Below are 25702 nucleotides of genomic sequence, written 5' to 3'. Positions count from 1 at the left end.
CCATGGCCAAGGTATTCGCAATCGCCAATCAGAAAGGCGGGGTCGGCAAGACCACCACCTGTGTCAACCTGGCGGCCTCTCTGGTCGCCACCAAGCGGCGCGTGCTGCTGATCGATCTCGATCCACAAGGCAACGCCACCATGGGCAGCGGTGTCGACAAGCTCGCCCTGGAACATTCCATCTATGACGTCCTGACCGGCGAATGCGACCTGGCGACGGCCATGCAGTTCTCCGAGCACGGCGGCTACCAGCTGCTGCCGGCCAACCGCGACCTCACCGCGGCGGAAGTGGCCCTGCTCAATGTGCCGAACAAGGAGCATCGCCTGCGCGAGGCCCTGGCGCCGGTTCGCGAGAACTACGACTACATCCTGATCGACTGTCCGCCCTCGCTGTCGATGCTGACCATCAACGCCCTGGCGGCGTCCGATGGCGTGATCATCCCCATGCAGTGCGAGTACTACGCGCTCGAAGGTCTGTCGGACCTGGTCAACAGCATCCAGCGCATCGGCCAGCTGCTGAACCCCAACCTGAAGATCGAAGGCCTGCTGCGCACCATGTACGACCCGCGCATCAGCCTGACCAACGAGGTGTCGGCGCAACTCAAGGAGCACTTCGGCGACAAGCTCTACGACGCGGTGATCCCGCGTAACGTGCGCCTGGCCGAAGCCCCCAGCTACGGCATGCCCGCCCTGGTCTACGACAAGCAATCCCGTGGCGCCGTCGCCTACCTGGCACTGGCTGGCGAACTGGTCCGCCGCCAGCGCGCCAAAGCCAAAACCGCTACCGCATAAGGAATCCTCATGGCCGCGAAAAAACGAGGTCTGGGCCGTGGCTTGGACGCCCTGCTGGGCGGCAGTACCGTAGCCACCCTTGAAGAAGAAGCCGTGAAGGTCGACACCCGCGAGCTTCAACACCTCCCCCTGGACCTGATCCAGCGCGGCAAGTACCAGCCCCGCCGAGACATGGACCCCACCGCCCTCGAGGAACTGGCCCAGTCGATCAGGGCCCAGGGCGTGATGCAGCCCATCGTGGTGCGCCCGATCGGCGCCGGCCGCTACGAGATCATTGCGGGCGAGCGGCGCTGGCGTGCCAGCCAGCAGGCCGGGCTGGACAAGATTCCGGCCATGGTTCGCGAGGTTCCCGACGAAGCCGCCATCGCCATGGCGTTGATCGAGAACATCCAGCGCGAGGACCTCAACCCCATCGAGGAAGCCATCGCCCTGCAGCGCCTGCAGCAGGAGTTCCAGCTCACCCAGCAGCAGGTGGCCGAAGCCGTCGGCAAGTCGCGGGTCACCATCACCAACCTGCTGCGCCTGATCGGCCTGCCGGAGGAGATCAAGACCCTGCTGTCCCACGGCGATCTGGAGATGGGCCACGCCCGTGCCCTGCTCGGCCTGCCCCTGGAGCGGCAGGTGGATGGGGCGCGACATGTTGTCGCACGCGGGCTTACCGTGCGCCAAACCGAGGCACTGGTTCGGCACTGGCTGAATGCCAAGGAGAAACCTGTCCAGTCAGCCAAATCCGACCCGGATATCAGCCGCCTCGAACAGCGTCTGGCTGAGCGCCTGGGCGCTCCGGTGCAGATCAAGCATGGTCAGAAAGGCAAAGGCCAACTGGTCATCCGCTATAACTCCCTCGACGAATTACAGGGCGTTCTGGCTCACATTCGCTGACACATCCGGTGCTGTAGCGACGGTCGGAATTCACTACCCGGCAGTTGAACGGGGTGGGTTGCCACCCTATACTCTGCGCGCAATTTTGTCGGCACAAACTATGCCAAGTCGTTGATTCCAGCGGCCGACCCCAGAGGAACAGCTGCGATGGATATCCGCACGCCAAACCGCCTGCCCTTCCATCGAATGCCGGTTTTCCCGGTGCTGCTGGCCCAACTGGTCGTCCTGCTGCTCGCCGCGGTCGTTCTGTGGCAGTGGCGTGGCGCGGTGGCTGGATACTCCGGCTTGTGCGGCGGCCTGATCGCCTGGTTGCCGAACCTGTATTTCGCCCGCAAGGCGTTCCGTTACAGCGGAGCCCGTGCAGCCCAGGCGATAGTCCGTTCTTTCTATGCGGGCGAGATGGGCAAGCTGATTTTGACGGCGGTGCTGTTCGCACTGACGTTCGCAGGTGTGAAACCCCTGGATGCGCCGGCGGTATTCGGCGTCTTCCTGCTGACCCAGTCGGTCAGCTGGTTCGCGCCCCTGCTGATGAGAAAAAGAATTTCGAAACCTTAGGGCGTTTGAGGCAAACATGGCAGAGCAAACCGCTTCGGGCTATATCCAGCACCACCTGCAGAACCTGACCTTCGGTCGTCTGCCCACCGGCGAGTGGGGTTTCGCCCACAGCGCCGAGCAAGCCAAGGAAATGGGCTTCTGGGCCTTCCACCTGGACACCCTGGGCTGGTCCATCGGCCTCGGCCTGCTGTTCGTCCTGCTGTTCCGCACGGCGGCCAAGAAGGCCACCTCCGGCGTTCCCGGCGGCCTGCAGAACCTGGTCGAAGTCATGGTCGACTTCGTCGACAGCAACGTCAAAGACACCTTCCACGGCCGCAATCCGCTGATCGCCCCCCTGGCGCTGACCATCTTCGTCTGGATCTTCCTGATGAACGCCATCGACCTGATCCCGGTGGACTGGATCCCGCTGCTGGCCGCCACGGTCGCTGGTAACGAGCACCTGGCCTTCCGCGCCGTTCCGACCACCGACCCGAATGCGACCCTCGGCATGGCCTTCTCGGTGTTCGGCCTGATCATCTTCTACAGCATCAAGGTCAAGGGCATCGGTGGCTTCCTCGGCGAGCTGACCCTGCATCCCTTCAGCAGCAAGAACATGCTGGTTCAGATCCTCCTGATCCCGGTCAACTTCCTGCTCGAGTTCGTCACCCTGATCGCCAAGCCGATCTCCCTGGCCCTGCGTCTGTTCGGCAACATGTACGCCGGCGAGCTGGTGTTCATCCTGATCGCCGTGATGTTCGGCGCCGGCATCCTGCTGCTGAGCGGCCTGGGTATCGCACTGCAGTGGGCGTGGGCCGTGTTCCACATCCTGATCATCACCCTGCAGGCCTTCATCTTCATGATGCTGACCATCGTCTACCTGTCGATGGCGCATGAGGACAACCATTAAGAACGCGCAGCGCATCCGCTGACCTTCTCCCTTCAGGGAGAAGGTGCCCGAAGGGCGGAAGAGGGTGTGTGGTTCGTTCGAGATGGTCCCGCGCCACGGCACGGGAAAGCCCGCAAGGGCAGTGGGAACAAAACGATTTCGCTTTACCGCTTCACTTAAACCTTAACCAACACGACATAAAGTCGGGAGGAAAAATGGAAACTGTAGTAGGTCTGACCGCGATCGCCGTAGCTCTGCTGATTGGTCTGGGTGCCCTGGGTACCGCCATTGGCTTCGGTCTGCTGGGTGGCAAGTTCCTGGAAGGCGCTGCTCGTCAGCCTGAAATGGTTCCGATGCTGCAGGTCAAGATGTTCATCGTGGCCGGTCTGCTCGACGCCGTAACCATGATCGGCGTTGGTATCGCCCTGTTCTTCACCTTCGCTAACCCGTTCATTGCTCAGGTAGCCCAGTAATCCTCGATTCCCGAGGATTGGACTGACAACGAACGAGCGAGGTGTTGGCGTGAACATTAATGCAACCCTGATCGGCCAGTCCGTTGCTTTCTTCATCTTCGTACTGTTCTGCATGAAGTTCGTGTGGCCTCCGGTCATCACTGCTCTGCGTGAACGTCAGAAGAAGATTGCTGATGGTCTGGACGCTGCCAACCGTGCGGCTCGTGACCTGGAGCTGGCCCATGAGAAAGTGGGCCAGCAACTGCGCGACGCCAAGGCTCAGGCAGCAGAAATCATCGAGCAAGCCAAGAAGCGCGCTTCCCAGATCGTCGACGAATCTCGCGATCAGGCACGTGCTGAAGGCGAGCGCCTGAAGGCGCAGGCTCAAGCCGAGATCGAGCAGGAACTGAACAGCGTCAAAGACGCGCTGCGCGCCCAACTGGGCAGCCTGGCCGTCAATGGTGCCGAGAAGATCCTGGGTGCCACTATCGATCAAAACGCGCACGCGGAGCTGGTTAACAAACTGGCAGCCGAAATTTAAGCGAGGGCGATCATGGCAGAACTGACCACGCTGGCCCGACCTTACGCCAAGGCTGCTTTCGAGTACGCCCAGGCCCATCAGCAGCTGGCCGCCTGGTCGGCCATGCTAGGCCTGGCCGCTGCGGTGTCGCAGGACGACACCATGCAGCGCGTGCTCAAAGCCCCGCGTCTGACGAGCGCAGAAAAAGCCAAGGCCTTCATCGAGGCGGTTGGCGACAAGCTCGAGGTCCAGGCACAGAATTTCGTCCACGTCCTTTCCGAGAACGGCCGCCTCGTGCTGCTGCCGGAAATTGCCGAACAGTTCGAGCTGTACAAGGCCGAGCAGGAAAAATCGGTGGATGTGGAAGTCACCAGTGCCTTCGCATTGAGCGATGAACAGCAAGACAAACTCGCCAAGGTTCTCAGCGCACGGCTCAGCCGGGAAGTGCGTCTGCACGCCGTGGAAGACTCCAGCCTCATTGGCGGTGTCGTCATCCGCGCCGGCGACCTGGTTATCGATGGCTCGGTTCGCGGCAAGCTCGCGAAACTGGCCGAAGCGTTGAAATCTTGAGTTTGAAGGGGCAGCAGAGCAATGCAGCAACTCAATCCTTCCGAAATTAGTGAAATCATCAAGGGACGTATCGAGAAACTCGACGTCTCTTCCCAAGCCCGCAACGAAGGCACCATCGTCTCCGTTTCCGACGGCATCGTGCGCATCTACGGCCTGGCCGACGTGATGTACGGTGAAATGATCGAGTTCCCGGGCGGCATCTACGGTATGGCGCTGAACCTGGAGCAAGACTCCGTTGGTGCCGTGATCCTGGGCAAATACCTCGGCCTCGCCGAAGGCATGAGCGCCAAGTGCACCGGCCGCATCCTGGAAGTCCCGGTTGGTCCGGAACTGCTGGGCCGCGTCGTTGACGCCCTCGGCAACCCGATCGACGGCAAAGGCCCGATCAACGCTCAAGCCACCGACGCGGTGGAAAAGGTAGCGCCGGGCGTGATCTGGCGTAAGTCGGTAGACCAGCCCGTGCAGACCGGCTACAAGGCCGTCGACGCCATGATCCCGATCGGCCGTGGCCAGCGCGAGCTGATCATCGGCGACCGTCAGATCGGCAAGACCGCCCTGGCCGTCGACGCCATCATCAACCAGAAAGACAGCGGCATCCGCTGCGTCTACGTAGCCATCGGTCAGAAGCAATCGACCATCGCCAACGTGGTTCGCAAGCTGGAAGAGAACGGCGCCCTGGCCAACACCATCATCGTGGCCGCCAGTGCTTCCGAATCCCCTGCGCTGCAGTACATCGCTCCGTACGCTGGCTGCACCATGGGCGAATACTTCCGCGACCGCGGCGAAGACGCCCTGATCATCTACGATGACCTGTCCAAGCAAGCCGTAGCCTACCGCCAGATCTCCCTGCTGCTGCGCCGCCCGCCGGGCCGCGAAGCCTACCCGGGCGACGTGTTCTATCTCCACAGCCGTCTGCTGGAGCGCGCTTCCCGCGTTTCCGAAGAGTACGTCGAGAAGTTCACCAACGGCGCCGTGAAAGGCAAGACCGGTTCCCTGACCGCCCTGCCGATCATCGAAACCCAGGCCGGTGACGTTTCCGCGTTCGTTCCGACCAACGTGATCTCCATCACCGACGGTCAGATCTTCCTGGAATCGGCCCTGTTCAACTCCGGTATCCGTCCGGCGGTCAACGCTGGTATCTCGGTATCCCGTGTTGGTGGCGCGGCCCAGACCAAGATCATCAAGAAGCTGTCCGGTGGTATCCGTACCGCCCTGGCCCAGTACCGTGAACTGGCTGCGTTCGCGCAGTTCGCTTCCGACCTGGACGAGGCTACCCGCAAGCAGCTGGAACACGGTCAACGCGTTACCGAGCTGATGAAGCAGAAGCAGTACGCGCCCATGTCCATCGCCGACATGTCGCTGAGCCTGTATGCCGCCGAGCGTGGCTTCCTGCAGGACATCGAGCTGACCAAGATCGGCGCCTTCGAGCAGGCCCTGATTGCTTACTTCAATCGTGATCACGCCGCCCTGATGGCGAAGATCAACGAGAAGGGTGACTTCAACGACGAAATCGACGCCGGCATCAAGGCTGGTATCGAGAAGTTCAAGGCCACCCAAACCTGGTAAGCCGCAGCGGGGGGTCGCAAGACCCCCCGCCTGCTAACCCGATAGGTGTTACATGGCAGGCGCAAAAGAGATTCGCAGCAAGATTGCGAGCATCAAAAGCACGCAAAAGATCACCAGCGCCATGGAAAAGGTGGCCGTCAGCAAGATGCGCAGGGCCCAACTGCGCATGGCTGCCAGCCGCCCCTACGCGGAGCGCATCCGCCAGGTGATCGGTCATTTGGCCAACGCGAACCCGGAATACCGTCACCCGTTCATGATCGAGCGCGAAGTCAAGCGCGTCGGTTATGTGGTGGTGAGCAGCGACCGTGGTCTGTGCGGCGGCTTGAACATCAACCTGTTCAAGACCCTGGTCAAGGACATGGCGGGTTACCGCCAGGAAGGCGTGGAGATCGACCTCTGCGTGATTGGTGGCAAGGGTGCGGCCTTCTTCCGCAACTACGGCGGTAACGTCGTTGCAGCCATCAGCCACCTCGGCGAGGAACCCTCGATCAACGATCTGATCGGCAGTGTCAAGGTCATGCTCGATGCATACCTGGAAGGCCGTATCGATCGTCTGTTCGTGGTCTCCAACAAGTTCGTCAACACCATGACGCAGAAGCCGACCGTGGACCAACTGGTTCCGCTGGTGGCCGACCCGGATCAAGAGTTGAAGCATCACTGGGACTACCTCTACGAACCCGACGCCAAGGAGATCCTCGAGGGTCTGCTGGTGCGTTACGTGGAATCCCAGGTGTATCAGGCCGTGGTTGAGAACAACGCCTGCGAGCAGGCGGCACGGATGATCGCGATGAAGAACGCCACCGACAACGCCGGTGACCTGATCAGCAACCTCCAGCTGATCTACAACAAGGCGCGTCAGGCAGCGATCACTCAAGAGATTTCGGAAATCGTCGGCGGCGCTGCCGCGGTTTAAGACCGGTTCATATATTTAGAGGAACCAGATATGAGTAGCGGACGTATCGTTCAAATCATCGGCGCCGTTATCGACGTGGAATTCCCGCGTGATCAGGTGCCGAACGTTTACGACGCGCTGAAAGTCAGCGGCGTCGAAACCACCCTGGAAGTCCAGCAGCAGCTGGGCGACGGCGTGGTTCGTTCCATCGCAATGGGTTCGACCGAAGGCCTCAAGCGTGGCCTGGGCGTATCCAACACTGGCGCAGCCATCGCCGTCCCGGTCGGTAAAGCGACCCTGGGCCGCATCATGGACGTGCTCGGCAACCCCATCGACGAGGCCGGCCCCATCGGCGAAGAAGAGCGCTGGGTGATCCACCGCGACGCTCCGTCCTACGCCGAACAGGCGGGTGGCAACGAGCTGCTGGAAACCGGCATCAAGGTAATCGACCTGGTCTGCCCCTTCGCCAAAGGCGGCAAGGTAGGCCTGTTCGGTGGTGCCGGCGTGGGCAAGACCGTGAACATGATGGAACTGATCCGTAACATCGCCATCGAGCACAGCGGTTACTCCGTGTTCGCCGGCGTGGGTGAGCGTACTCGTGAGGGTAACGACTTCTACCACGAGATGAAGGACTCCAACGTTCTGGACAAAGTGGCCCTGGTATACGGCCAGATGAACGAGCCGCCGGGCAACCGTCTGCGCGTTGCACTGACCGGCCTGACCATGGCCGAGAAGTTCCGTGACGAAGGCCGCGACGTTCTGCTGTTCGTCGACAACATCTACCGTTACACCCTGGCCGGTACCGAAGTGTCCGCGCTGCTGGGTCGTATGCCGTCCGCTGTGGGTTACCAGCCGACCCTGGCCGAGGAAATGGGCGTTCTGCAAGAGCGCATCACCTCCACCAAGACCGGTTCGATCACCTCCATCCAGGCCGTATACGTTCCCGCGGACGACCTGACCGACCCGTCCCCGGCGACCACCTTCGCCCACCTGGACGCCACCGTCGTACTGTCCCGTGACATCGCCTCGCTGGGTATCTACCCGGCCGTGGACCCGCTGGACTCGACCTCCCGCCAGCTGGATCCGCTGGTGATCGGCCAGGACCACTACGAGACCGCTCGTGGCGTGCAGTACGTTCTGCAGCGCTACAAGGAGCTGAAGGACATCATTGCGATCCTGGGTATGGACGAACTGTCCGAAGCGGACAAGCAGCTCGTTAACCGTGCTCGTAAGATCCAGCGCTTCCTGTCCCAGCCGTTCTTCGTGGCCGAAGTCTTCACCGGTTCCCCGGGCAAGTACGTATCGCTGAAGGACACCATCGCTGGCTTCAAAGGCATCCTCAACGGTGACTACGACCACCTGCCCGAGCAGGCGTTCTACATGGTCGGCGGCATCGAAGAAGCCATCGAGAAAGCGAAGAAACTGTAACCCCCTGGGCGCCCGGCAACGGGCGCTTACGTGAGGCAAGCGTATGGCTATTACTGTCCATTGCGATATCGTCAGCGCCGAAGCGGAGATCTTCTCCGGTCTGGTGGAGATGGTGATTGCGCACGGCCACCTGGGCGATCTGGGTATCGCGCCGGGCCACGCCCCGCTGATCACCGACCTCAAGCCGGGTCCGATCCGCCTGGTCAAGCAGGGTGGTGAGGAAGAGGTGTACTACATCTCCGGCGGTTTCCTCGAGGTCCAGCCGAACATGGTGAAGGTCCTGGCCGACACCGTTCTGCGCGCCAGCGACCTGGACGAAGCTGCTGCTCAGGAGTCCCTCAAGGCTGCTGAGAAGGCCCTGCACGAGAAGGGCGCGGAGTTCGATTACTCCACCGCCTCCGCTCGTCTGGCCGAGGCCGCAGCCCAGCTGCGCACCGTTCAGCAGATCCGCAAGAAGTTCGGCGGCTAAGCCGGCGCACTTCAATGCGATCGAGTTAAAGGGTAGCCTTGGCTACCCTTTTTCTTTTCCGGAATTCCGGTTTTCGCTTACCAGTCCGATTCGGTGATCCCTCCCATGTCTCTCGATATCGTCATCCTCGCCGCCGGCCAGGGCACGCGCATGCGTTCGGCCCTGCCCAAGGTCCTGCATCCGGTGGCCGGCAAGGCCATGCTCGGCCATGTCATCGACACCGCCCGCAAGCTCCAGCCCCAGGGCATCCACGTGGTCATCGGCCATGGCGCCGAAGCCGTGCGCGAGCGGCTGGCTGCGGATGACCTGAACTTCGTCCTCCAGGCGGAGCAATTGGGCACCGGCCACGCCGTCGCACAGGCCCTGCCGCAGTTGTCCGCCGAGCGCGTGCTGATCCTCTACGGCGACGTGCCGCTGATCGAGGTGGAAACCCTGCAACGCCTGCTGGAAAAGGTGCAGGACGACCAGCTCGCCCTGCTCACCGTGGACCTGATCGATCCCACCGGCTACGGCCGGATCGTTCGTGACACCGCCGGCGTGGTGAAGGCCATCGTCGAGCACAAGGACGCGACCCCCGAGCAGCGCGCCATCTGCGAAGGCAATACCGGCATCCTCGCCGTGCCCGGCAAGCGCCTGGCCGACTGGCTGGGGCGCCTGTCCAACGACAACGCCCAGGGCGAGTACTACCTCACCGATGTCATCGCCATGGCCGTGGCCGATGGCCTGGTGGTGGCCACCGAGCAGCCCCATGACGCCATGGAAGTGCAGGGTGCCAACGACCGCATCCAGCTCGCGGAACTGGAGCGCCACTACCAGAAGCGCGCGTCACGCCGCCTGATGGCCCAGGGCGTCACCCTGCTGGACCCGGCCCGCTTCGACCTGCGCGGCGAAGTGATCGTCGGCCGCGACGTGCTGATCGACGTGAACGTGATCCTCGAAGGCCGTGTGGTGATCGAGGACGGTGTGCAGATCGGCCCGAACTGCGTGATCAAGGACAGCACCCTGCGCCGTGGCGCAATCGTCAAGGCCAGCAGCCACCTGGAAGGTGCCGAACTGGGCGAGGGCGCCGATTGCGGTCCGTTCGCGCGCCTGCGCCCCGGTGCCGTGCTGGGCGCCAAGGCCCATGTGGGGAACTTCGTCGAACTGAAGAACGCCGTGCTGGGCGAGGGCGCCAAGGCCGGTCACCTGACCTACCTGGGCGATGCCGAGGTAGGTGCACGCACCAACGTCGGTGCCGGCACCATCACCTGCAACTACGATGGTGCCAACAAGTTCCGCACCGTCATGGGCGAGGACGTCTTCATTGGCTCCAACAGTGCCCTGGTCGCGCCGGTGACCCTGGGCGACGGCGCCACCACCGGTGCCGGCTCCACCATCACCCAGGACGTGCCGGCCCATACGCTGGCCGTTGGCCGGGGTAAACAGCGCAACATCGAAGGCTGGAAACGGCCGGTGAAGATCAAGAAGTAAGGTTGTGCATAACCCGGGCTGTGGATAACCCATGGCCCAGACCAAAAGGCGGCCCAGGCCGCCTTTTGTCGTTTTCGGGGTTGACGCAAAGGCTTCGTTAGGTTTTGATTCGCGCCATTATCTTTCGAACCGAAACTTTCGTTGATGACGAAACGCAACACGCCCCAGCGCCGCCATGCCATCCTCGCCCTGCTCGACACGCAGGGCGAGGTGAGCGTCGACGAGCTGGCCAAGGCCTTCGCCACCTCCGAAGTGACCATCCGCAAGGACCTCACCGCCCTCGAGAAGAACGGCCTGCTGCTGCGCCGTTACGGCGGTGCCGTGCCCATGCCCCAGGAGCTGATCGGCGAAGGCGCCCAGCCGGTGTCTTCCTACAAGCTGGCCATCGCCCGTGCGGCCGTCGGCTGCATCCGTGAACACGCGCGCATCATCATCGACAGCGGCAGCACCACGGCCGCCATGATCCCGGAACTCGGCCACAAGCCCGGCCTGGTGGTGATGACCAATTCCCTCAGTGTCGCCAATGCCCTGCGCGAACTGGAGCACGAGCCCGTGCTGTTGATGACCGGAGGCACCTGGGACCCGCATTCGGAATCCTTCCAGGGCCAGGTGGCCGAACAGGTCCTGCGTTCCTACGACTTCGACCAGTTGTTCATCGGTGCCGACGGCATCGACCTGCAGCGTGGCACCACCACCTTCAACGAACTGCTGGGCCTCTCGCGGGTCATGGCCGAAGTCGCCCGCGAAGTGATAGTCCTGGCCGAGTCCGACAAGGTCGGCCGGCGCATTCCTAACCTGGAGCTGCCCTGGAGCAGCATCCATACCCTGATTACCGATGAGCGCCTTGCCCCGGAAGCGCGCGAACAGCTGGTTGCGCGCGGGATCAAGCTGATCTGCGCGAGCATCGATTGAGATAGGAGAACACCCCATGTGTGGAATCGTTGGCGCCATCGCCGAGCGTAATATCACCGCGATCCTGGTCGAGGGCCTCAAGCGCCTCGAATACCGTGGCTATGACAGCGCCGGCGTAGCGCTCTTCAGCAGCGAAGGCAAGCTGGAACGCCGTCGCCGCGCCGGCAAGGTCAGCGAACTGGAACAGGCCCTCGCCGGAGAGCCCCTGGCCGGCCGCCTGGGCATCGCCCATACCCGCTGGGCCACCCATGGTGCCCCCTGCGAGCGCAACGCCCACCCGCACTTCTCCAGCGACCAGCTGGCGGTGGTGCACAACGGCATCATCGAGAACCACGAAGCCCTGCGCGAGCAGCTCAAGGGTCTTGGCTACGTCTTCACCTCGGACACCGACACCGAAGTCATCGTCCACCTGCTGCATCACAAGCTGGAGTCCGTCGGCGACCTGGGCGCGGCGCTCAAGGCTGCCGTCGCCGAATTGCACGGTGCCTACGGCCTGGCCGTGATCAGCGCCAGCCAGCCGGACCGGCTGCTTGCCGCCCGTAGCGGCAGTCCCCTGGTGATCGGTCTCGGCCTGGGCGAGAACTTCCTCGCCTCCGACCAACTGGCCCTGCGCCAGGTCACCGACCGCTTCATCTACCTGGAAGAGGGTGACATCGCCGAGATCCGCCGCGACAACGTGCAGATCTGGGACGAGCAGGGCCGTTCCGTGCAGCGCGAGCAGGTGCAGTACCACGAAGGCGCCGAGGCCGCCGACAAGGGCGAGTACCGCCACTTCATGCTCAAGGAGATCCACGAACAGCCCAAGGTGGTGCAACGCACCCTGGAAGGCCGCCTGGGCAACGACCACGTACTGGTCAACGCCTTCGGCCCGCGTGCCGCCGAACTCTTCGCCAGGGTGCGCAATGTGCAGATCGTCGCCTGCGGCACCAGCTATCACGCTGGCATGGTCGCTCGCTACTGGCTCGAAGGCCTGGCCGGCATTCCCTGCCAGATCGAAGTGGCCAGCGAATTCCGTTACCGCAAGGTGGTGGTGCAGCCGGACACCCTGTTCGTCACCATCTCCCAGTCCGGCGAAACCGCCGACACCCTGGCTGCCCTGCGCAACGCCAAGGAACTGGGTTACCTGACCAGCCTGGCCATCTGCAACGTCGGCACCAGCTCCCTGGTGCGCGAGTCCGACCTCACCCTGTTGACCCAGGCCGGCCCGGAAATCGGCGTCGCCTCCACCAAGGCCTTCACCACCCAACTGGTCGCCCTGATGCTGCTGACCCTGTCCCTGGGCCAGGTACGCGGCACTCTGGAGGCCGGCGTCGAGGCCGGTCTGGTGGACGAACTGCGCCGCCTGCCGACCCGCCTGGGCGAAGCCCTGGCCATGGACAAGACCGTGGAGAAGGTCGCCGAGCTGTTCGCCGAGAAGCACCACACCCTGTTCCTCGGCCGTGGGGCTCAGTACCCGGTGGCAATGGAAGGTTCGCTGAAGCTCAAGGAAATTTCCTATATCCACGCCGAAGCCTACCCGGCCGGCGAGCTCAAGCATGGCCCGCTGGCGCTGGTGGACAGCGACATGCCGGTGGTCACCGTGGCGCCGAACAACGAGCTGGTGGAGAAGCTCAAGTCCAACCTGCAGGAAGTCCGCGCCCGTGGCGGCGAGCTGATCGTCTTCGCTGACCGCGAGGCCGGCATCGAGAATGGCGAGGGCACCCACATGGTGGCCATGCCGCACATCAACGATGCCCTGGCGCCCATCCTCTACACCATCCCGCTGCAACTGCTGTCCTACTACGTCGCCGTGCTCAAGGGCACTGACGTCGACCAGCCACGCAACCTGGCGAAGTCTGTAACGGTCGAATAATCAGGTGCCGTATGAAAAAGCCCTAATCTTAGAGAATAAAGTCTGTCGCTAAAGAATAAAGTCTGTCGCGCTGCCCCCCTGGGCGCGCGACAGCCTCTCACGCGTCCTCGCTGTATTTATCCACATCCCACATACCGAGCTCTTAGCGCGGCTCCCGGCATTGAGCTCTCTCTCGCTTAAAAAAATGCTGCTCAAAATTCAACACGATGAAGCACTGGATTCATTTCTATCCAGAAATCGGCACGTCTTTCAGAAAGAGTTTCTGATCAACAATCCCTTTAAGCTCAAACTTGAAAGTAGTTCGAATCGCTGGGGCACGTCAGATATCAAGGCAGTCGCTTCAGCTATTGGTTGGGAGGGTTGCTACGGTTTCAATAAGTTGCTTCATTTGCATACGTGCTACTTTGAAACAACTTTCATAAAGGGGGATACAGATCAGGCGTATTCAGGAAAATACTACGGGTGTGACAATAATTTCGAGTTGGATTGTTTTATAAGGCGCGAAGATATCGGTTTGTGCCTTGAGTGCGTTAAAAGCGATATCGATAAACTTGGTTTTTGTTATTGGCGACGTAGCCATCAGTCCGACTCAAATGTTTGTGCGGTTCACAACGTAGTTTTATCTAGGCAGTGCCAATTTTGTGGAAAGCCTTTCAATTTGAAAGGTCGTAACTTTGGCCTATTATGGAATCGATGTGACTGCGGCAAATCACTTCTTGAAGGTGACGTGATTCATAATGAAGATGAATTTGAGTTAAATGTATCTAGACTACTGTCGGATATTTTTAGCTACGGACTCCATATTAATAGCTCTGCGGCGTATGAAGCTATTCTGCTCCGCCTAAAGCGGGATGGGGCTGAGGCGTTGCCTGTGCCAAGAAGGATTGGTGCTCTATATGAAAGTCGTCTACCTCCTCAAATCAGATCTGATGTGGATTTTGATTTTGACTGGTTTGTACGACAAGGTCCCGCCTACATGGCTGTGATGGGCTCTTATATGACCGATACGATCTTAGCTCTTTTTTCAGATTTTTCTGAGTTTGTCGGCTGTCTAGGAGACGTATCTGCTGGAACGCGATCTGTTGAGAGTACGTGGGGTACGTACATATCAGGCAGCCCTCATGTTGAAAACCCAATATATGTCGTTACTGGGTGGAAGCCAGAATAATTCTGTTGGTGTGGATGGGTACCTGCGGCGCTAAGTTAATATTGATTTCACGATGGAAAGGGAAGCTCAAACCGGCGCTATTGATAAACGCCGTACTCAATCCGAGCCAGAAAATCCCAAACAATCTCGGCCCCTTGTGGATTGGTGAGCAGGTCAATCGGTGGATATTTTTCCAGTCCAAGTGCTGGTTCAGTTATCCACTTTGTCGCCCGTTGCCTTGTGCCAAACACCAATTCTGCCTGTCTCAGAATTTTAACGAAGGTGAGTAGGCGGCTGCTCAGCGTGGGATTCAGTGCTTTGTCGGCAAACTGAGCTCTTCTCAAAAGCGCTCTTTGTGACATACCAATGATCTTGGACAGAACCTGCTGATTTCCCATCAAATCGAGCTCAGATAGAGCCCGCACGGCATTTGTAATCGGAATGCCGGTCTCGATCAGCTGAAAGATTTCGAGTGGATTACCAATGCGCTCTCGGCCGATCAGGAGCTCAAGAGGATCAGCGGTCGGGAGGCGTTGGTCTGATTGGGCGGCGGTAGGCATCACGTTCTCAGTTGTGGATAACGCTAATCAGCCTGGAAGATCCCCAGCTATTTCAGATCACCCACTCGACCGATTCGAAGCGTCGCTGAGGCTGTGGATATCTTCAGTGCCTGTGCCCTAAGCTGCCATACAGCTAGGCTCTAACGGCCCCATCGGGGCCGCGTGTACCAGATTTCATCACCGGTGAATTCGCCGGGAGAGGAAGCTCATGGGCAGTTGGTTGAGCATAACATCGATGCCAGAGTGCTGATGGCGATTCAGCAGGAAGCCGATCTCACCAAGGAGTGATTAGGCAGGGAGTAGGTTCGGAGCGATCTATCTCTGGGATGCGTGCTTCTGGTCGTAGCACGCCCTTGGCTGGTCAGATCAGTGATGAGGTGCCAGAGATCAGTAGACTAGGTTTCGCGGCGAGGCTTCGGTGCTGCTGGTTTTGCCCCTCATCGCCCTGTGGGCTGCTCGCAAACTTTTGCTGTCACAAGACTAACTGCAGCGCCCACGCTGCTGTTGAACAGTCGGGCATTTCACCGACCCGAACGACCAGAACACGCAGCAGTCACCTGTCCTTGGACGCAACAACGCCTTGCAGGTGGTGCAGTCATAGTAGTACTGGCAGGTTTCCGTTGGCATGGATTCCTGCTTCGCGTAGTCGCAGTGCGGGCAAGTCAGCCCCGACTCAAGAACCACAGGGTTCAATCAGGCCTCATTTCCGCCAAGTGGCTGGATCGGGGAAGAACTGATGCTTGACCTTGCCCCAATGGCAAGGTCCATCTTGGCAGACGAGAGATAGGACCAGCAGTGAGTCGTAACCAAGATGCTGTCTCTCCCTCAGAGCTGGGCGTGGCAAAGGAGCAGGTGACTGTACGAGCGGGCCACAAAACTTGTCGACCCTCCCAATTACCAACCAACTGTCGTTTGCCCGGAGCCCACCAGAAAGCAAGGTCTAGGAACAGGAGTGCCGACATGCGTAACGCCATCACCTACACCACCCTTGCTGCCTTCCTCGCCCTGGGAGTTGCGTCCGCGGGCTTTACCGAAGAGGCCAAAGCTCCCGCTCAAAGCAGTTCCTCCACAACGACGGGTGAGGACATGCACATGATGGACGGCAAGCAGATGCCGATGATGGACATGATGCAGGAGATGTCCACCATGATGAAAAACTGCAACGCCATGATGGAACACATGGACAAACACGCGGGCCAGGAGGCTCCGAAGGACGGCAGCAAGGCGCAGTAGCGCCCTGAGCCTGTCGTCTCGCTGGCCCGCTCGGGTAGCGCGGGGTCATTGCGAGTCCCCCTCCAGCTACCGAGTCGCTACCTGTCAGCGGGTGCGGCCAATTGCGGGGTCATTCCAGCGTCTGGCCGGCCTTGGCAATCGCACGCCAGGACTTGCCGCCATCTTGTGACAGGTAGACGTCGCGCTTGAAGGTAGCCATCGCCCACTCCTGCGGCTGAGTCGGGTTCTGCGCCAGGTAGGCGACGCCATCCTCTTGCAGCTCGGGCATGCCGAGTGAGGTGACCTTGCCAGTCGCGATCTCCACTTTCGACAACTTCGCCACCTTGCCATAACTGCCGAACCACAGGCTGTTGCCGTCCAGGCTGAAGGCGAGCCCCAAAGCCTGTTCGCCTTGGGCGAGGGCCTGGAAGTGCTCGCCGGCATCCCGCGACAGGTACAAGCCGGCGTTGGTCGTCATTGCGACCGTCTTGCTGTCGGTCGGATGCACGGCCAGCGCGACGGGCGCCTCGGTGATCCCTTGCGCGCCTGCGCGTTGCCAATCGACGCCCTCGTTCAGGCTGAAGTACAACCCGGGGGCGCTCATGCGCGAGTTCGGATGGCCATTGAAGACATAGATGGCGCCGTTCTCGAATCCACTGGCCAGCAGGTGAAAGTCCGACTCGCCCTGCAGACCCAATTGCTGCCAGGTACGGCCGTCATCGCTGCTCTTGATCACGCCGAAGGGGTTGGTCAACCCGCTGCCCTCGGCCGGGTGGCCACTGCTGTAGATTGCCCGGCGGGTCACGGCATAGCCCATGTAGTCGTGTTCCGGTCCGGCAGCCTTGCTCCAGTGTCCGGCGCTGTAGATCGCCAGCCCATGGTGGCTGGGAATGGACAGCTGCTGACCGTCCGGGCTGAAAGCCAAGCCGTGCACATGCATCAGGGTGATCGCCGCGTCACCGCAGGCGCTGAGCAGGGTGACGGCGGCCAGTAAGCCGAGCGGAAGCGCTCGGCGGAGCATCTGCTTCAGTGACATCGTCAGTCCTCCTTAATTAGCAATCCATGTCAAAAGAGGCGCCTGTTTCAGGCGCCGAGGGCCAACCTCCTGACCAAAGGCGACGCGCAAGAGACTGGCATGCAGATCACCTGCTCCAAGACCGGACGGATGCACATCTGCAAGGTGCGCCCGTCACTTGAAGGGCCGGCGCGACATCCCCTGCGGCACGTCGCACCCGCCATTCCCGCCGCTATTGCTGCATCGGCGCGATCGACACGATGGTCGCGTCCATGCCGTCGGCGCGGAACTCGAACGCCACGCGGTCGCCCACCTTCAACCCATCGAGTTGCTCAGCTGTGGCATTGAAGCCCATGGTCATCGCCGGCCAGTGCAGTGCTGGTACGGCACTGTGTGCGAGGGTCACCACGTGCTTCTGGATGTCGATGGCCTTGACCGTGCCAGTGGCCTGGGCGGTGGGCGCCTGTTTCGCCGCCTGTTTCATTGGCATGCCCGCCATGGTCTTGGCCTCCATCTTCATGCCCGGCATGTCTTCGGCGAACGCCGTAACGGACATCACAGCCACAACACTGCAGACAGCCATCAGGGTGTTCTTCATACAGTTTTTCCTTGCTGGAGGGGGGTTACGGAACGGAGGTGCCGGCGGCGCATCAGGCGGTAGGCCGCCGGCAGGACGAACAGGGACAGCAGGGGCGCGGTGACCATGCCACCGACCATCGGCGCGGCGATGCGGCTCATGATCTCGCTGCCGGTGCCGCTGCCCCAGAGGATCGGCAGCAGGCCGGCGATGATCACCGCCACCGTCATCGCCTTGGGCCGCACGCGCAGCACGGCGCCTTCGCGGATCGCCGCGACCAGGCCGCGCTCGGTGGCGTCGCCGTTGTCCTCGCGCTCGGCCCAAGCGTTCTTCAGGTAGAGCAGCATGATCACGCCGAACTCGGCGGCGACCCCGGCCAGGGCGATGAAGCCGACGCCGGTGGCCACCGACAGGTTGTAGCCGAGCAGGTAGAGGAACCACACCCCGCCGGTGAGGGCGAAGGGCAGCGTGGCCATGATCAGGAAGGCCTCGTCGAAGCGCGCGAAGGTCAGGTAGAGCAGGACGAAGATGATCAGCAGCGTCGCGGGTACCACCAGCTTGAGCCGTGCGTTGGCGCGTTCGAGAAATTCGAACTGCCCCGAGTAGGCAAGGCTCATGCCCGGTTGCAGCTTGACCTGCTCACTGACCACCTGGCGCAGGTCGGCCACCACCGAGGCAATATCGCGACCACGCACGTCGATGTAGACCCAGCCGGACGGCCGCGCATTCTCGCTTTTCAGCATGGGCGGGCCTTCATTGACCCGGATGCGCGCCACGGTGCCCAGGGTGATCTGGCTGCCCTGGGGTGTGTAGATCGGCAGTTGCTCCAGGGCCTCGACCGAATCACGCCACTCCCGGGGGTAGCGCACGCTGATCGGGAAGCGCGCCAGGCCCTCGACGGTTTCACCAATGGTCTCGCCGCCGATGGCGCTGGCCACGATCGACTGCACGTCGGCGATGTTCAACCCATAGCGCGCGGCATCCTGACGGTCGATGTCGACATCGATGTAGCGCCCGCCGGTGAGGCGTTCGGCCAGCGCCGAGCTGACGCCGGGCACGGTCTTGGCGGCACGCTCGACCGCCTGGGTGGCGGCATCGATATCCGCCAGATTGGGGCCGGCGACCTTGACCCCGATCGGGCTCTTGATGCCGGTGGCGAGCATGTCGATGCGGTTGCGGATCGGCGGAATCCAGATATTGGTCAGCCCCGGCACCTTCACCACCCGGTCCAGTTCCTCCACCAGCTTTTCCGGGGTCATGCCAGGCCGCCATAGCTCGCGCGGCTTGAACTGGATGGTGGTTTCGAACATCTCCAGGGGCGCCGGGTCGGTCGCGGTTTCGGCGCGGCCGGCTTTGCCGAAGACGTGTTCGACTTCCGGTACCGTCTTGATCAGCCGATCGGTGATTTGCAGCAACTGGCTGGCCTTTTGTGCCGACAAGCCCGGCAGCGCCGAGGGCATGTAGAGCAGATCGCCCTCGTCCAGCGGCGGGAGGAACTCGCCACCCAGTCGCGAGATCGGCCACAGGGCGCTCAGGAAGATCAGGACGGCGGCCGTCATGGTGATCTTGGGATGGCGCAGCACCTGGTCCAGCGCGGGTTGGTAGAGTCGGATCAGCCAGCGGCTCAGCGGGTTCTGTTCCTCCTTGGGGATATGCCCACGAATCCAGTAGCCCATCAGCACTGGCACCAGGGTCACCGACAGCCCGGCGGCGGCGGCCATGGCATAGGTCTTGGTAAAGGCCAGCGGGCCAAACAGCCGACCCTCTTGGGCCTCCAGGGTGAACACCGGGATGAACGATAGGGTGATGATCAGCAGGCAGAAGAACAACGCCGGCCCGACCTCGGCGGCGGCGTCGGTCATCACGTGCCAGTGGTGCTCGCCCTTCAGTGTCTCGCCAGGGTGGGCCCGATGCCACGCCTCGATCTTCTTGTGGGCGTTCTCGATCATCACCACGGCGGCGTCCACCATGGCGCCGATGGCGATGGCGATCCCGCCCAAGGACATGATGTTGGCGTTGATCCCCTGCTGCCGCATGACGATGAAGGCGATCAGCACCCCGATCGGCAAGGAGATGATCGCCACCAGCGAGGAACGCAGATGCCAGAGGAACACCGCGCAGACCAGGGCGACCACGAGGAACTCTTCCAGCAGCTTGTGACTGAGGTTTTCTACCGCGCGATCGATCAACCCGCTGCGGTCGTAGGTGGTGACCAGTTCCACCCCGGCCGGCAGGCTCTTCTGCAGTTCGCCCAGCTTGGCCTTGACGGCGGCGATGGTCTCGCGGGCGTTCTTGCCGCTGCGCAGGATCACCACGCCACCGACCGTCTCACCCTCGCCGTCGAGCTCGCTGATACCACGGCGCATTTCCGGCCCCTGCTGGATGGTCGCCACATCACCGAGGGTGATCGGCACGCCGCCGGTGCTGAGCCTGAGCGGTACGGCGCGGAAGTCGTCAAGGGTCTTCAGGTAACCCGAGGCGCGCACCATGAACTCGGCTTCGGCCAGAGTGATCACGGCGCCGCCGGTTTCCTGGTTAGCCTTGCCGATGGCCTCGATCACCGCGTCCTGGGTGATACCCAGGCTGGCCAGGCGGACCGGATCGAGTTGCACCTGGTACTGCTTGACCATGCCGCCTACGGTGGCCACTTCGGCGACATTGGGCAGGGTCTTCAGCTCGAACTTGAGGAACCAGTCCTGCAGCGCGCGCAGCTGCGCCAGGTCGTGCCCGCCACTGCGGTCCACCAGGGCGTACTGGAAGATCCAGCCGACCCCGGTGGCGTCCGGCCCCAGAGAGGGTTTCGCGGTGGCCGGCAGGCGCCCCTGGACCTGGCTGAGGTACTCCAGCACCCGCGAGCGGGCCCAATACAGATCGGTGCCGTTCTCGAAGATCACGTAGACGAAGCTGTCGCCGAAGAACGAATACCCCCGCACTGTCTTTGCCCCCGGGACCGAGAGCATGGTGGTGGCCAGCGGATAGGTGACCTGGTTCTCGACAATCTGCGGGGCCTGGCCCGGGTAAGGCGTGCGGATGATCACCTGGACGTCGGAGAGGTCCGGCAGCGCGTCGATCGGCGTGCTCTGCACCGACCAGATGCCCCAGGCAGTGGCGAACAGTGTGGCCAGTATGACCAGAAAACGGTTGGCCACCGACCAGCGAATCAGTGCGGCGATCATGGCTGGCCTCCGAGTTTTTCCAGGCGCTCGACCAGCAGGCCCGCGTCGGTCTGGCGCACCGCCACGCGGACCTTGTCGCCGGCCTTGATACCGACCATCAGGGCCGGATCGGCGAGCGGGAAGGTCATGGTCATGCCGGGCATGCCCAAGGTCTTGAAGCGCCCGTGGGCCAGGGTCACCCCGGCGTTGTCGATGGCCATGACCTTGCCTTCGGCTTCATGCAGTGGCACTGGCGCTTCGGCCATCGGGGCCTCCACGGCGGCAGCGGTCAGGCCTTTGAGGCTGGCTTCGGAATCGAGCAGGAACTGCCCCGAGGCGACCACCTGCTGGCCTTCGGTGAGCCCTTGGGTCACCACCGTCTTGCCGCCGCTCTCCGGCCCGAGGCGGACTTCTACCGGCCGGTAGCGCCCACCGTCTTCGGCGACCATCACCAAGGCTCGCCGGCCGGTGCGAATGACGGCTTCGCTGGGCAGCCACAGCACGTTCTGCGACGTGGACCGGTTCAGGCGGACCTGCGCCGTCATGCCGGGCCGCAAACGGCCATCCGCATTGGGCAATTCCACTCGCACCCGCAGCGTGCGGCTGTCCGGATTGGTTTCCGGCAGGATGGCGTCGACCGTCCCCGCTAGCACTTCCCCTGGGAAGGCGGGCAGTTGCGCCTCGACTGCCTGGCCCTGGGCAATGGCTCCGGCCTCGGCTTCCGGAACCGCCAGGCTAAGCCAGACGCTGCTCAGGCCGTTGACCCGGGCCAGGGTGGCGCCTTCTGCGACCGTCATGCCGGTGCGCACATCCAATTCCTGCACCACACCGCCGATGGGGCTGCCCAGGGTCAGGACCGCTTGCGGCTTACCGCTGCGTTCCACCTGGCGGATCAGCGCCGATGGCATGCCGAGCAGGCGCAGACGCTGGCGGGCGGCGGCCAGCAGGCCGGCATCACCGCTGTGCTTCAGGGCAAGGAACTCTTCCTGGGCGGCGGCCCAATCCGGGATCAGCAGGTCCACCAGGGGCGCCCCGGCCTGGAGTACGTCGCCCGGCGCGCGGGCATAGACCCGTTCGACGAAGCCGGCGGCGCGCGCTTGCACCACGGCGACCTCGCGTTCGTTGAAGGCCAGTACGCCGACCACTTCCAGGCTGTTGGCCAGCGGACCGCGGCTGACGGCGGCCAGCCGCAGGCCGATGTTCTGGGTCAGGCTGGGGTCAATGCTGATGGTCGCGCTGTCCGCGGCGGCGCCGGCATACTGCGGCACCAACTCCATGTCCATGAAGGGCGACTTGCCCGGTTTGTCGAACTTCTGCTGCGGGTACATCGGGTCGTACCAGTACAACACCTTGCGCTCGTCCTGCGGTGCGGATTGGGCTTCGGCGCTGGCGGCCGGCATCGCGGTCGTGGGGCGTTGAGCGAACCAGTAGCCACCGGCGGCCCCGAGCGCCACGGACAGGCCTGTCAGGACCAGTCCGGTCCAGATACGCGTGGTCATGGGTGAGTCTCCCCGTATGTGAAGTAGAGCTTGGCGCTGGTCAGGGCCCGCTGGCCTTCGAGGTCAACCTGCTTGAGGCGCGCTTCGATCTGTTCGCGGCGGGCGGCGATGACGGGCGCCAGCTCGCCGGTACCGGCGCGGTAACTGGCTGTGGTCAGGTCGACCTTTTCCTGGGCCAAGGGCAGCAAACTGTCTTGGCTGCGGCGGACGGCCCGGTCCAGGCGCTGGTATTCGGCCAGGTCCGCTTCCAATTGCTCGGCATGCTCACGGGTGAGCGCTTCACGCTCAGCTTCCACCTGGTTCAGCTCGGCGTGGCGGGCAGCGATCTTGGGGTTCTGCCGGGAGCCGGGAAACAGCGGCAAGTCGAAGGTGAACTGCACGCTCACCATGTCGCCGAACTCGCGACCACGGCGCTGGTAGTCGACTTCCCAACTCCAATCGGATTGCTTCTCCGCCTCGGCCTCACGCACCTTGGCCTCCGCCTCGCGGGTGATGGGCGCGAAGGCCGTCAATTCGGGATGTACTTGCAGCTTGTGGGCGTAACCCGAGGCAGCGATCGGCCAGGTTGGCAGGTCGCCGGCCAGCGGCTCATCGGCGGCCGGGCCGATCCAGCGGCGCAGGGCGGCGCGGGCTTGGGTTTGCTGGCTGGCCAATTCATCTTGACGTTCAGTCAGGTCGGCCGCCTCCTGCTTGGCGGTGACGGCATCCGCAGCCGGTGCCCGTCCCCCGGCTATCTGCGCCCGCACGGTCGCGGCCAGCAGGCGGTTCTCCCGGAAAAACGCCTCGAACAGCGCTTGCTTGCGCTCCACGGTATGGCGGCCGATCCAGGCCAGCGCAGCGGCCTGGCGCACCTTCAGACGTACGACGCGGCGTTCCGCCTCGGCGCGCTCGACGGCGGCCTCGGCCACCTCCGTGCGGGCCCGGCGCTTGTCGCGGTTGGGCATTTCCTGCATGACCCCGACCATCTGCATGGTCATGAAGTCCTGGTCGATGCTCCAGCGATCCGGGCCGCCGACGGGGTAGTTTTGCACCCCGAGCAATAGCTTCGGGTCGGGCAACTCGCCAGCGGGAATGGCGTCACTGCTGGCGGCCTGCAACTTGGCCGTCTGCGCCGTCAGCGACGGGGCATTGTCCTCGGCCAGGCGCAAGGCTTCATCGAGGGTCAGGTCGGCGGCCAGGCTCGGCAAAGCCAGCACCGACGCCACCAGGGCGGCCACAACGGGCCCACCGGTGCAATAGCGTGTGGGGTTCATCGTCACGATTCCTGTAGTTTTCCGCTGCGCCACGCCCAAGCGCGCACGCAGGCCAACCGCGCCGCATAAGCGGAACGGCAGTCAACGGGGAACAGGAATCAAGCGCGGGGTGGTCGCCAAACCCCGGAAGGGGCTTCTTCAGGCAGGAAGTCGCTGACGTCGGTTGCCGCGATGGGGGAAGAAAGATTGCTTGCAGGCTTCACGTACGTCACCTGCAGGACACTGGCGGTCTTGCATTCCAGGCCAGGTTTGCACGGTTTGCCATGGTCGGACGGTCCGCCCATGTCGTCACAGCAGTCCTGGTCCATGTCGACCATCTTCGCCATGCCTGCTGTCTTCATCGGGCAAGGCTCCGAGGGCGACTGTACGCCCGCCATCCCGCTAAGCGGAAGCGTGAAGCTGATCAGGAGGAGAAGACACAGCCGCAGGTAGCGTTTCATGCGGGGCAGTCTAGTCGCTGACAAGTGGCCGCACAATTACGGCTCTGTAAGGAGACGTACTGTTTGTACATATTTGCCATAGCTGAGCACGTCTTTATAAACGATCAACTATGCACGAGCGCAGAGGCAGCTGGGTCAGTCATCGCTGGTGATTGGGGACACCCCGGGTCGTCGCAATGCTCGGCCAGGTATATCAAGGCATCCCGAGTAGCCTGTAGCGCCGCAATGCGTGTCTGCAGTGCTTCGAGGTAGTCTTGTGCGATTGCCCGCACCTGATGGTCGGGTTGCGTCCGATTCCGCCACAAGGCCAGCAGGGTGCGGACCTGCTCCAAGGAGAACCCCAAGTCCCGGGCATGGTGAATAACGCGCATGAGCTGTACGTCGCTCTCCTGGTAAACACGATAGCCAGTCGGCGAGCGCTCTGAGAATGGGATCAGGTCAATGCGTTCGTAGTAGCGGATCATCCGCGTGGACAGGCCGCTTGCTTTTGCTGCATCGCCAATTTGCATGATGTCCTCCCGCTCAGAGGCTCCGGGTGAAATCTCTTCGTGGTGAATTGGCAGTTCATCAGAACCGCAAAAAACAGCTCACTACGGACCCCGCCTTTTTCCTTACCGGGCCGATCATGCCGCCCAAATCAAAAAACTTCGGCCGAACGGCCCCCGCCACGGTAAGACTCTGCAGCGGCAGGATCGGTGCCAACTTCCTTAGACTCAGCTATCAAGGTGGACCTTGCCGTCGGGGCAAGGTCAAGTGCTTGCTGAAATCAGCGGTGAGGTTACGCAGACGATCTAGAGGGTGCGGTGCTGGGGAGTGATGGCGACCCCGGATTTCAGCCATAAGCGTGGGGCGGACGCTGACCGTCGCCCCAGGATCAGCCAATTCCCCCCAGCGCCGGGAACAGCTCCAGCAGCCAGTAGGCAAGGGCTGTGAGCTGACCGGTGACCATCGCCAGGCCCATGAGGATCAGAATTACCCCGGCTGTCAGGTGAATGGTCCGGCTCCACTGCCGAAGTCGTTTCAGGTGGGCCAGGAAATGGTTGGTGAACAGTGCGGTCAGCAGGAACGGCAGGCCCAGGCCCAGCGAGTAGATGGACAGCAGGGTGATGCCGTTGGCACCGGCGGAGCCCCGGGAGGCGCTCAGGGTCAGAATGCTGCCCAGGATCGGGCCGATGCAGGGGGTCCAGCCGAAGGCAAAGGCGAGGCCGAGCACATAGGCCGCCAGTGGCCCGCCCGTGGACTTCAGCTGATGGACGAAGCGCACATCCATCTGTAGCCAGCGCGGGTGAATCAGGCCGGTGATAAACAGTCCGAACGCAATCACGATCAGGCCGCCGACCAGGTTGGCTTCCTGCCGGTATGCCAGCAACAACCGGCTGATGGCCGTGGCGCTGGCTCCCAGAGCGATGAAGACCGTGGCGAAGCCGAGCACGAAACTTAGGCTCATGCCCAGCACCGCCAGCCGCTCGCGCCGGCCCTCCAGCTCCTGCAACTCGTCGACTGAGCGACCAGCGACATAGGACAGGTAACCGGGTACCAGCGGCAGCACACAGGGGGATAGGAAAGAGATCATGCCCGCCGCGAAGGCGCTGAGGATACCAATGCCACCCAGGCTCATGA

Annotated in this window: 26 protein-coding genes; 16 read left to right on the top strand and 10 right to left on the bottom strand. The window is 62.4% G+C overall.

What is annotated here, in order from left to right; all coding sequences use genetic code 11:
- The first annotated feature begins 2 nt into the window (after positions 1 to 2).
- From ACFPU0_RS03130 to ACFPU0_RS03060, 15 genes are all read left to right on the top strand, one after another.
- Positions 3 to 791, top strand: coding sequence for a ParA family protein (locus ACFPU0_RS03130; RefSeq protein ID WP_377691316.1), 789 nt, complete (start codon positions 3 to 5; stop codon positions 789 to 791).
- A 9-nt stretch (positions 792 to 800) separates the two neighbouring features.
- Positions 801 to 1673: a ParB/RepB/Spo0J family partition protein gene (locus ACFPU0_RS03125; RefSeq protein ID WP_377691315.1), complete on the top strand. Its 873-nt coding sequence runs from the start codon at positions 801 to 803 to the stop codon at positions 1671 to 1673.
- A gap of 147 nt (positions 1674 to 1820) precedes the next feature.
- A complete protein-coding gene (locus ACFPU0_RS03120) occupies positions 1821 to 2228 on the top strand; it encodes a F0F1 ATP synthase subunit I (RefSeq protein ID WP_377691314.1) in 408 nt (135 codons plus the stop codon).
- A 16-nt stretch (positions 2229 to 2244) separates the two neighbouring features.
- Complete coding sequence (atpB, locus tag ACFPU0_RS03115; RefSeq protein WP_377691313.1) at positions 2245 to 3114, top strand: F0F1 ATP synthase subunit A; 870 nt, start codon at positions 2245 to 2247, stop codon at positions 3112 to 3114.
- A 194-nt stretch (positions 3115 to 3308) separates the two neighbouring features.
- Entirely contained in the window at positions 3309 to 3566 is a 258-nt protein-coding gene (atpE, locus tag ACFPU0_RS03110) for a F0F1 ATP synthase subunit C (protein WP_003457994.1), read from the top strand.
- 49 nt (positions 3567 to 3615) lie between these two features.
- Positions 3616 to 4086, top strand: coding sequence for a F0F1 ATP synthase subunit B (locus ACFPU0_RS03105; RefSeq protein WP_377691312.1), 471 nt, complete (start codon positions 3616 to 3618; stop codon positions 4084 to 4086).
- Positions 4087 to 4098: 12 nt separating this feature from the next.
- Complete coding sequence (locus tag ACFPU0_RS03100; protein WP_377691311.1) at positions 4099 to 4635, top strand: F0F1 ATP synthase subunit delta; 537 nt, start codon at positions 4099 to 4101, stop codon at positions 4633 to 4635.
- 21 nt (positions 4636 to 4656) lie between these two features.
- Positions 4657 to 6201 (top strand): F0F1 ATP synthase subunit alpha, encoded by a 1545-nt coding sequence (gene atpA, locus ACFPU0_RS03095; RefSeq protein WP_377691310.1) that lies wholly within the window; start codon positions 4657 to 4659, stop codon positions 6199 to 6201.
- A 52-nt stretch (positions 6202 to 6253) separates the two neighbouring features.
- On the top strand, positions 6254 to 7114 hold the full coding sequence (gene atpG / locus ACFPU0_RS03090; RefSeq protein ID WP_377691309.1) for a F0F1 ATP synthase subunit gamma: 861 nt from the start codon (positions 6254 to 6256) through the stop codon (positions 7112 to 7114).
- Between the two features lie 30 nt (positions 7115 to 7144).
- On the top strand, positions 7145 to 8521 hold the full coding sequence (gene atpD / locus ACFPU0_RS03085; RefSeq protein WP_377691308.1) for a F0F1 ATP synthase subunit beta: 1377 nt from the start codon (positions 7145 to 7147) through the stop codon (positions 8519 to 8521).
- Between the two features lie 43 nt (positions 8522 to 8564).
- Entirely contained in the window at positions 8565 to 8990 is a 426-nt protein-coding gene (locus ACFPU0_RS03080) for a F0F1 ATP synthase subunit epsilon (protein ID WP_377691307.1), read from the top strand.
- A gap of 105 nt (positions 8991 to 9095) precedes the next feature.
- On the top strand, positions 9096 to 10460 hold the full coding sequence (gene glmU, locus ACFPU0_RS03075; RefSeq protein ID WP_377691306.1) for a bifunctional UDP-N-acetylglucosamine diphosphorylase/glucosamine-1-phosphate N-acetyltransferase GlmU: 1365 nt from the start codon (positions 9096 to 9098) through the stop codon (positions 10458 to 10460).
- Between the two features lie 141 nt (positions 10461 to 10601).
- Positions 10602 to 11372, top strand: a complete 771-nt coding sequence (locus ACFPU0_RS03070; protein ID WP_377691305.1) for a DeoR/GlpR family DNA-binding transcription regulator — start codon at positions 10602 to 10604, stop codon at positions 11370 to 11372.
- A 16-nt stretch (positions 11373 to 11388) separates the two neighbouring features.
- On the top strand, positions 11389 to 13224 hold the full coding sequence (glmS, locus tag ACFPU0_RS03065; protein WP_377691304.1) for a glutamine--fructose-6-phosphate transaminase (isomerizing): 1836 nt from the start codon (positions 11389 to 11391) through the stop codon (positions 13222 to 13224).
- Between the two features lie 184 nt (positions 13225 to 13408).
- On the top strand, positions 13409 to 14392 hold the full coding sequence (locus ACFPU0_RS03060) for a hypothetical protein (protein ID WP_377691303.1): 984 nt from the start codon (positions 13409 to 13411) through the stop codon (positions 14390 to 14392).
- 77 nt (positions 14393 to 14469) lie between these two features.
- Here ACFPU0_RS03060 and ACFPU0_RS03055 read toward each other — a convergent pair whose 3' ends face one another.
- Both ACFPU0_RS03055 and ACFPU0_RS03050 read right to left on the bottom strand, forming a co-directional pair.
- On the bottom strand, positions 14470 to 14931 hold the full coding sequence (locus tag ACFPU0_RS03055; protein ID WP_377691302.1) for an antitoxin Xre/MbcA/ParS toxin-binding domain-containing protein: 462 nt from the start codon (positions 14929 to 14931) through the stop codon (positions 14470 to 14472).
- Between the two features lie 480 nt (positions 14932 to 15411).
- Positions 15412 to 15624, bottom strand: coding sequence for a GDCCVxC domain-containing (seleno)protein (locus ACFPU0_RS03050; RefSeq protein ID WP_377691301.1), 213 nt, complete (start codon positions 15622 to 15624; stop codon positions 15412 to 15414).
- Between the two features lie 267 nt (positions 15625 to 15891).
- Here ACFPU0_RS03050 and ACFPU0_RS03045 point away from each other — a divergent pair, with 267 nt between their 5' ends.
- A complete protein-coding gene (locus ACFPU0_RS03045) occupies positions 15892 to 16164 on the top strand; it encodes a hypothetical protein (protein WP_377691300.1) in 273 nt (90 codons plus the stop codon).
- Between the two features lie 109 nt (positions 16165 to 16273).
- On the opposite strand, the gene ACFPU0_RS03040 is transcribed toward ACFPU0_RS03045, so the two are convergent.
- The 8 genes from ACFPU0_RS03040 to ACFPU0_RS03005 all read right to left on the bottom strand — a co-directional run bounded on the left by ACFPU0_RS03040 (position 16274) and on the right by ACFPU0_RS03005 (position 25700).
- A complete protein-coding gene (locus ACFPU0_RS03040; protein ID WP_377691299.1) occupies positions 16274 to 17179 on the bottom strand; it encodes a F510_1955 family glycosylhydrolase in 906 nt (301 codons plus the stop codon).
- Positions 17180 to 17390: 211 nt separating this feature from the next.
- Entirely contained in the window at positions 17391 to 17756 is a 366-nt protein-coding gene (locus tag ACFPU0_RS03035) for a copper-binding protein (protein ID WP_377691298.1), read from the bottom strand.
- Positions 17753 to 20911: an efflux RND transporter permease subunit gene (locus ACFPU0_RS03030; RefSeq protein WP_377691297.1), complete on the bottom strand. Its 3159-nt coding sequence runs from the start codon at positions 20909 to 20911 to the stop codon at positions 17753 to 17755. The genes ACFPU0_RS03035 and ACFPU0_RS03030 overlap by 4 nt, the downstream gene beginning before the upstream one ends.
- Positions 20908 to 22389, bottom strand: a complete 1482-nt coding sequence (locus ACFPU0_RS03025) for an efflux RND transporter periplasmic adaptor subunit (protein ID WP_377691296.1) — start codon at positions 22387 to 22389, stop codon at positions 20908 to 20910. Before ACFPU0_RS03025 ends, ACFPU0_RS03030 begins: the two co-directional genes overlap by 4 nt.
- Positions 22386 to 23642, bottom strand: coding sequence for a TolC family protein (locus ACFPU0_RS03020; RefSeq protein WP_377691295.1), 1257 nt, complete (start codon positions 23640 to 23642; stop codon positions 22386 to 22388). The genes ACFPU0_RS03025 and ACFPU0_RS03020 overlap by 4 nt, the downstream gene beginning before the upstream one ends.
- Positions 23643 to 23740: 98 nt before the next feature.
- Complete coding sequence (locus ACFPU0_RS03015) at positions 23741 to 24082, bottom strand: hypothetical protein (RefSeq protein ID WP_377691294.1); 342 nt, start codon at positions 24080 to 24082, stop codon at positions 23741 to 23743.
- A 104-nt stretch (positions 24083 to 24186) separates the two neighbouring features.
- Entirely contained in the window at positions 24187 to 24591 is a 405-nt protein-coding gene (locus ACFPU0_RS03010) for a MerR family transcriptional regulator (protein ID WP_377691293.1), read from the bottom strand.
- 365 nt (positions 24592 to 24956) lie between these two features.
- Positions 24957 to 25700, bottom strand: a complete 744-nt coding sequence (locus ACFPU0_RS03005; protein WP_377691292.1) for a cytochrome c biogenesis CcdA family protein — start codon at positions 25698 to 25700, stop codon at positions 24957 to 24959.
- Between the last annotated feature and the right edge of the window lie 2 nt (positions 25701 to 25702).

The sequence above is a fragment of the Pseudomonas sp. GCM10022186 genome (genome assembly GCF_042656385.1).
In the GTDB taxonomy this organism is placed as follows: Bacteria; Pseudomonadota; Gammaproteobacteria; order Pseudomonadales; family Pseudomonadaceae; genus Metapseudomonas.
Note: the sequence above shows the minus strand (reverse complement) of the source record. Positions and strands in the feature narration are given on the sequence as shown.

What these genes read in the sequence shown, in the direction of transcription:
- ACFPU0_RS03130 (WP_377691316.1), top strand. Translation starts at nt 3, where the DNA reads ATGGCCAAGGTATTCGCAATCGCCAATCAGAAAGGCGGGGTCGGCAAG.
- ACFPU0_RS03125 (WP_377691315.1), top strand. Translation starts at nt 801, where the DNA reads ATGGCCGCGAAAAAACGAGGTCTGGGCCGTGGCTTGGACGCCCTGCTG.
- ACFPU0_RS03120 (WP_377691314.1), top strand. Translation starts at nt 1,821, where the DNA reads ATGGATATCCGCACGCCAAACCGCCTGCCCTTCCATCGAATGCCGGTT.
- atpB (WP_377691313.1), top strand. Translation starts at nt 2,245, where the DNA reads ATGGCAGAGCAAACCGCTTCGGGCTATATCCAGCACCACCTGCAGAAC.
- atpE (WP_003457994.1), top strand. Translation starts at nt 3,309, where the DNA reads ATGGAAACTGTAGTAGGTCTGACCGCGATCGCCGTAGCTCTGCTGATT.
- ACFPU0_RS03100 (WP_377691311.1), top strand. Translation starts at nt 4,099, where the DNA reads ATGGCAGAACTGACCACGCTGGCCCGACCTTACGCCAAGGCTGCTTTC.
- atpA (WP_377691310.1), top strand. Translation starts at nt 4,657, where the DNA reads ATGCAGCAACTCAATCCTTCCGAAATTAGTGAAATCATCAAGGGACGT.
- atpG (WP_377691309.1), top strand. Translation starts at nt 6,254, where the DNA reads ATGGCAGGCGCAAAAGAGATTCGCAGCAAGATTGCGAGCATCAAAAGC.
- atpD (WP_377691308.1), top strand. Translation starts at nt 7,145, where the DNA reads ATGAGTAGCGGACGTATCGTTCAAATCATCGGCGCCGTTATCGACGTG.
- ACFPU0_RS03080 (WP_377691307.1), top strand. Translation starts at nt 8,565, where the DNA reads ATGGCTATTACTGTCCATTGCGATATCGTCAGCGCCGAAGCGGAGATC.
- glmU (WP_377691306.1), top strand. Translation starts at nt 9,096, where the DNA reads ATGTCTCTCGATATCGTCATCCTCGCCGCCGGCCAGGGCACGCGCATG.
- glmS (WP_377691304.1), top strand. Translation starts at nt 11,389, where the DNA reads ATGTGTGGAATCGTTGGCGCCATCGCCGAGCGTAATATCACCGCGATC.
- ACFPU0_RS03060 (WP_377691303.1), top strand. Translation starts at nt 13,409, where the DNA reads ATGCTGCTCAAAATTCAACACGATGAAGCACTGGATTCATTTCTATCC.
- ACFPU0_RS03055 (WP_377691302.1), bottom strand. Translation starts at nt 14,931, where the DNA reads ATGCCTACCGCCGCCCAATCAGACCAACGCCTCCCGACCGCTGATCCT.
- ACFPU0_RS03045 (WP_377691300.1), top strand. Translation starts at nt 15,892, where the DNA reads ATGCGTAACGCCATCACCTACACCACCCTTGCTGCCTTCCTCGCCCTG.
- ACFPU0_RS03040 (WP_377691299.1), bottom strand. Translation starts at nt 17,179, where the DNA reads ATGTCACTGAAGCAGATGCTCCGCCGAGCGCTTCCGCTCGGCTTACTG.
- ACFPU0_RS03035 (WP_377691298.1), bottom strand. Translation starts at nt 17,756, where the DNA reads ATGAAGAACACCCTGATGGCTGTCTGCAGTGTTGTGGCTGTGATGTCC.
- ACFPU0_RS03030 (WP_377691297.1), bottom strand. Translation starts at nt 20,911, where the DNA reads ATGATCGCCGCACTGATTCGCTGGTCGGTGGCCAACCGTTTTCTGGTC.
- ACFPU0_RS03025 (WP_377691296.1), bottom strand. Translation starts at nt 22,389, where the DNA reads ATGACCACGCGTATCTGGACCGGACTGGTCCTGACAGGCCTGTCCGTG.
- ACFPU0_RS03020 (WP_377691295.1), bottom strand. Translation starts at nt 23,642, where the DNA reads ATGAACCCCACACGCTATTGCACCGGTGGGCCCGTTGTGGCCGCCCTG.
- ACFPU0_RS03015 (WP_377691294.1), bottom strand. Translation starts at nt 24,082, where the DNA reads ATGAAACGCTACCTGCGGCTGTGTCTTCTCCTCCTGATCAGCTTCACG.
- ACFPU0_RS03010 (WP_377691293.1), bottom strand. Translation starts at nt 24,591, where the DNA reads ATGCAAATTGGCGATGCAGCAAAAGCAAGCGGCCTGTCCACGCGGATG.
- ACFPU0_RS03005 (WP_377691292.1), bottom strand. Translation starts at nt 25,700, where the DNA reads ATGAGCCTGGGTGGCATTGGTATCCTCAGCGCCTTCGCGGCGGGCATG.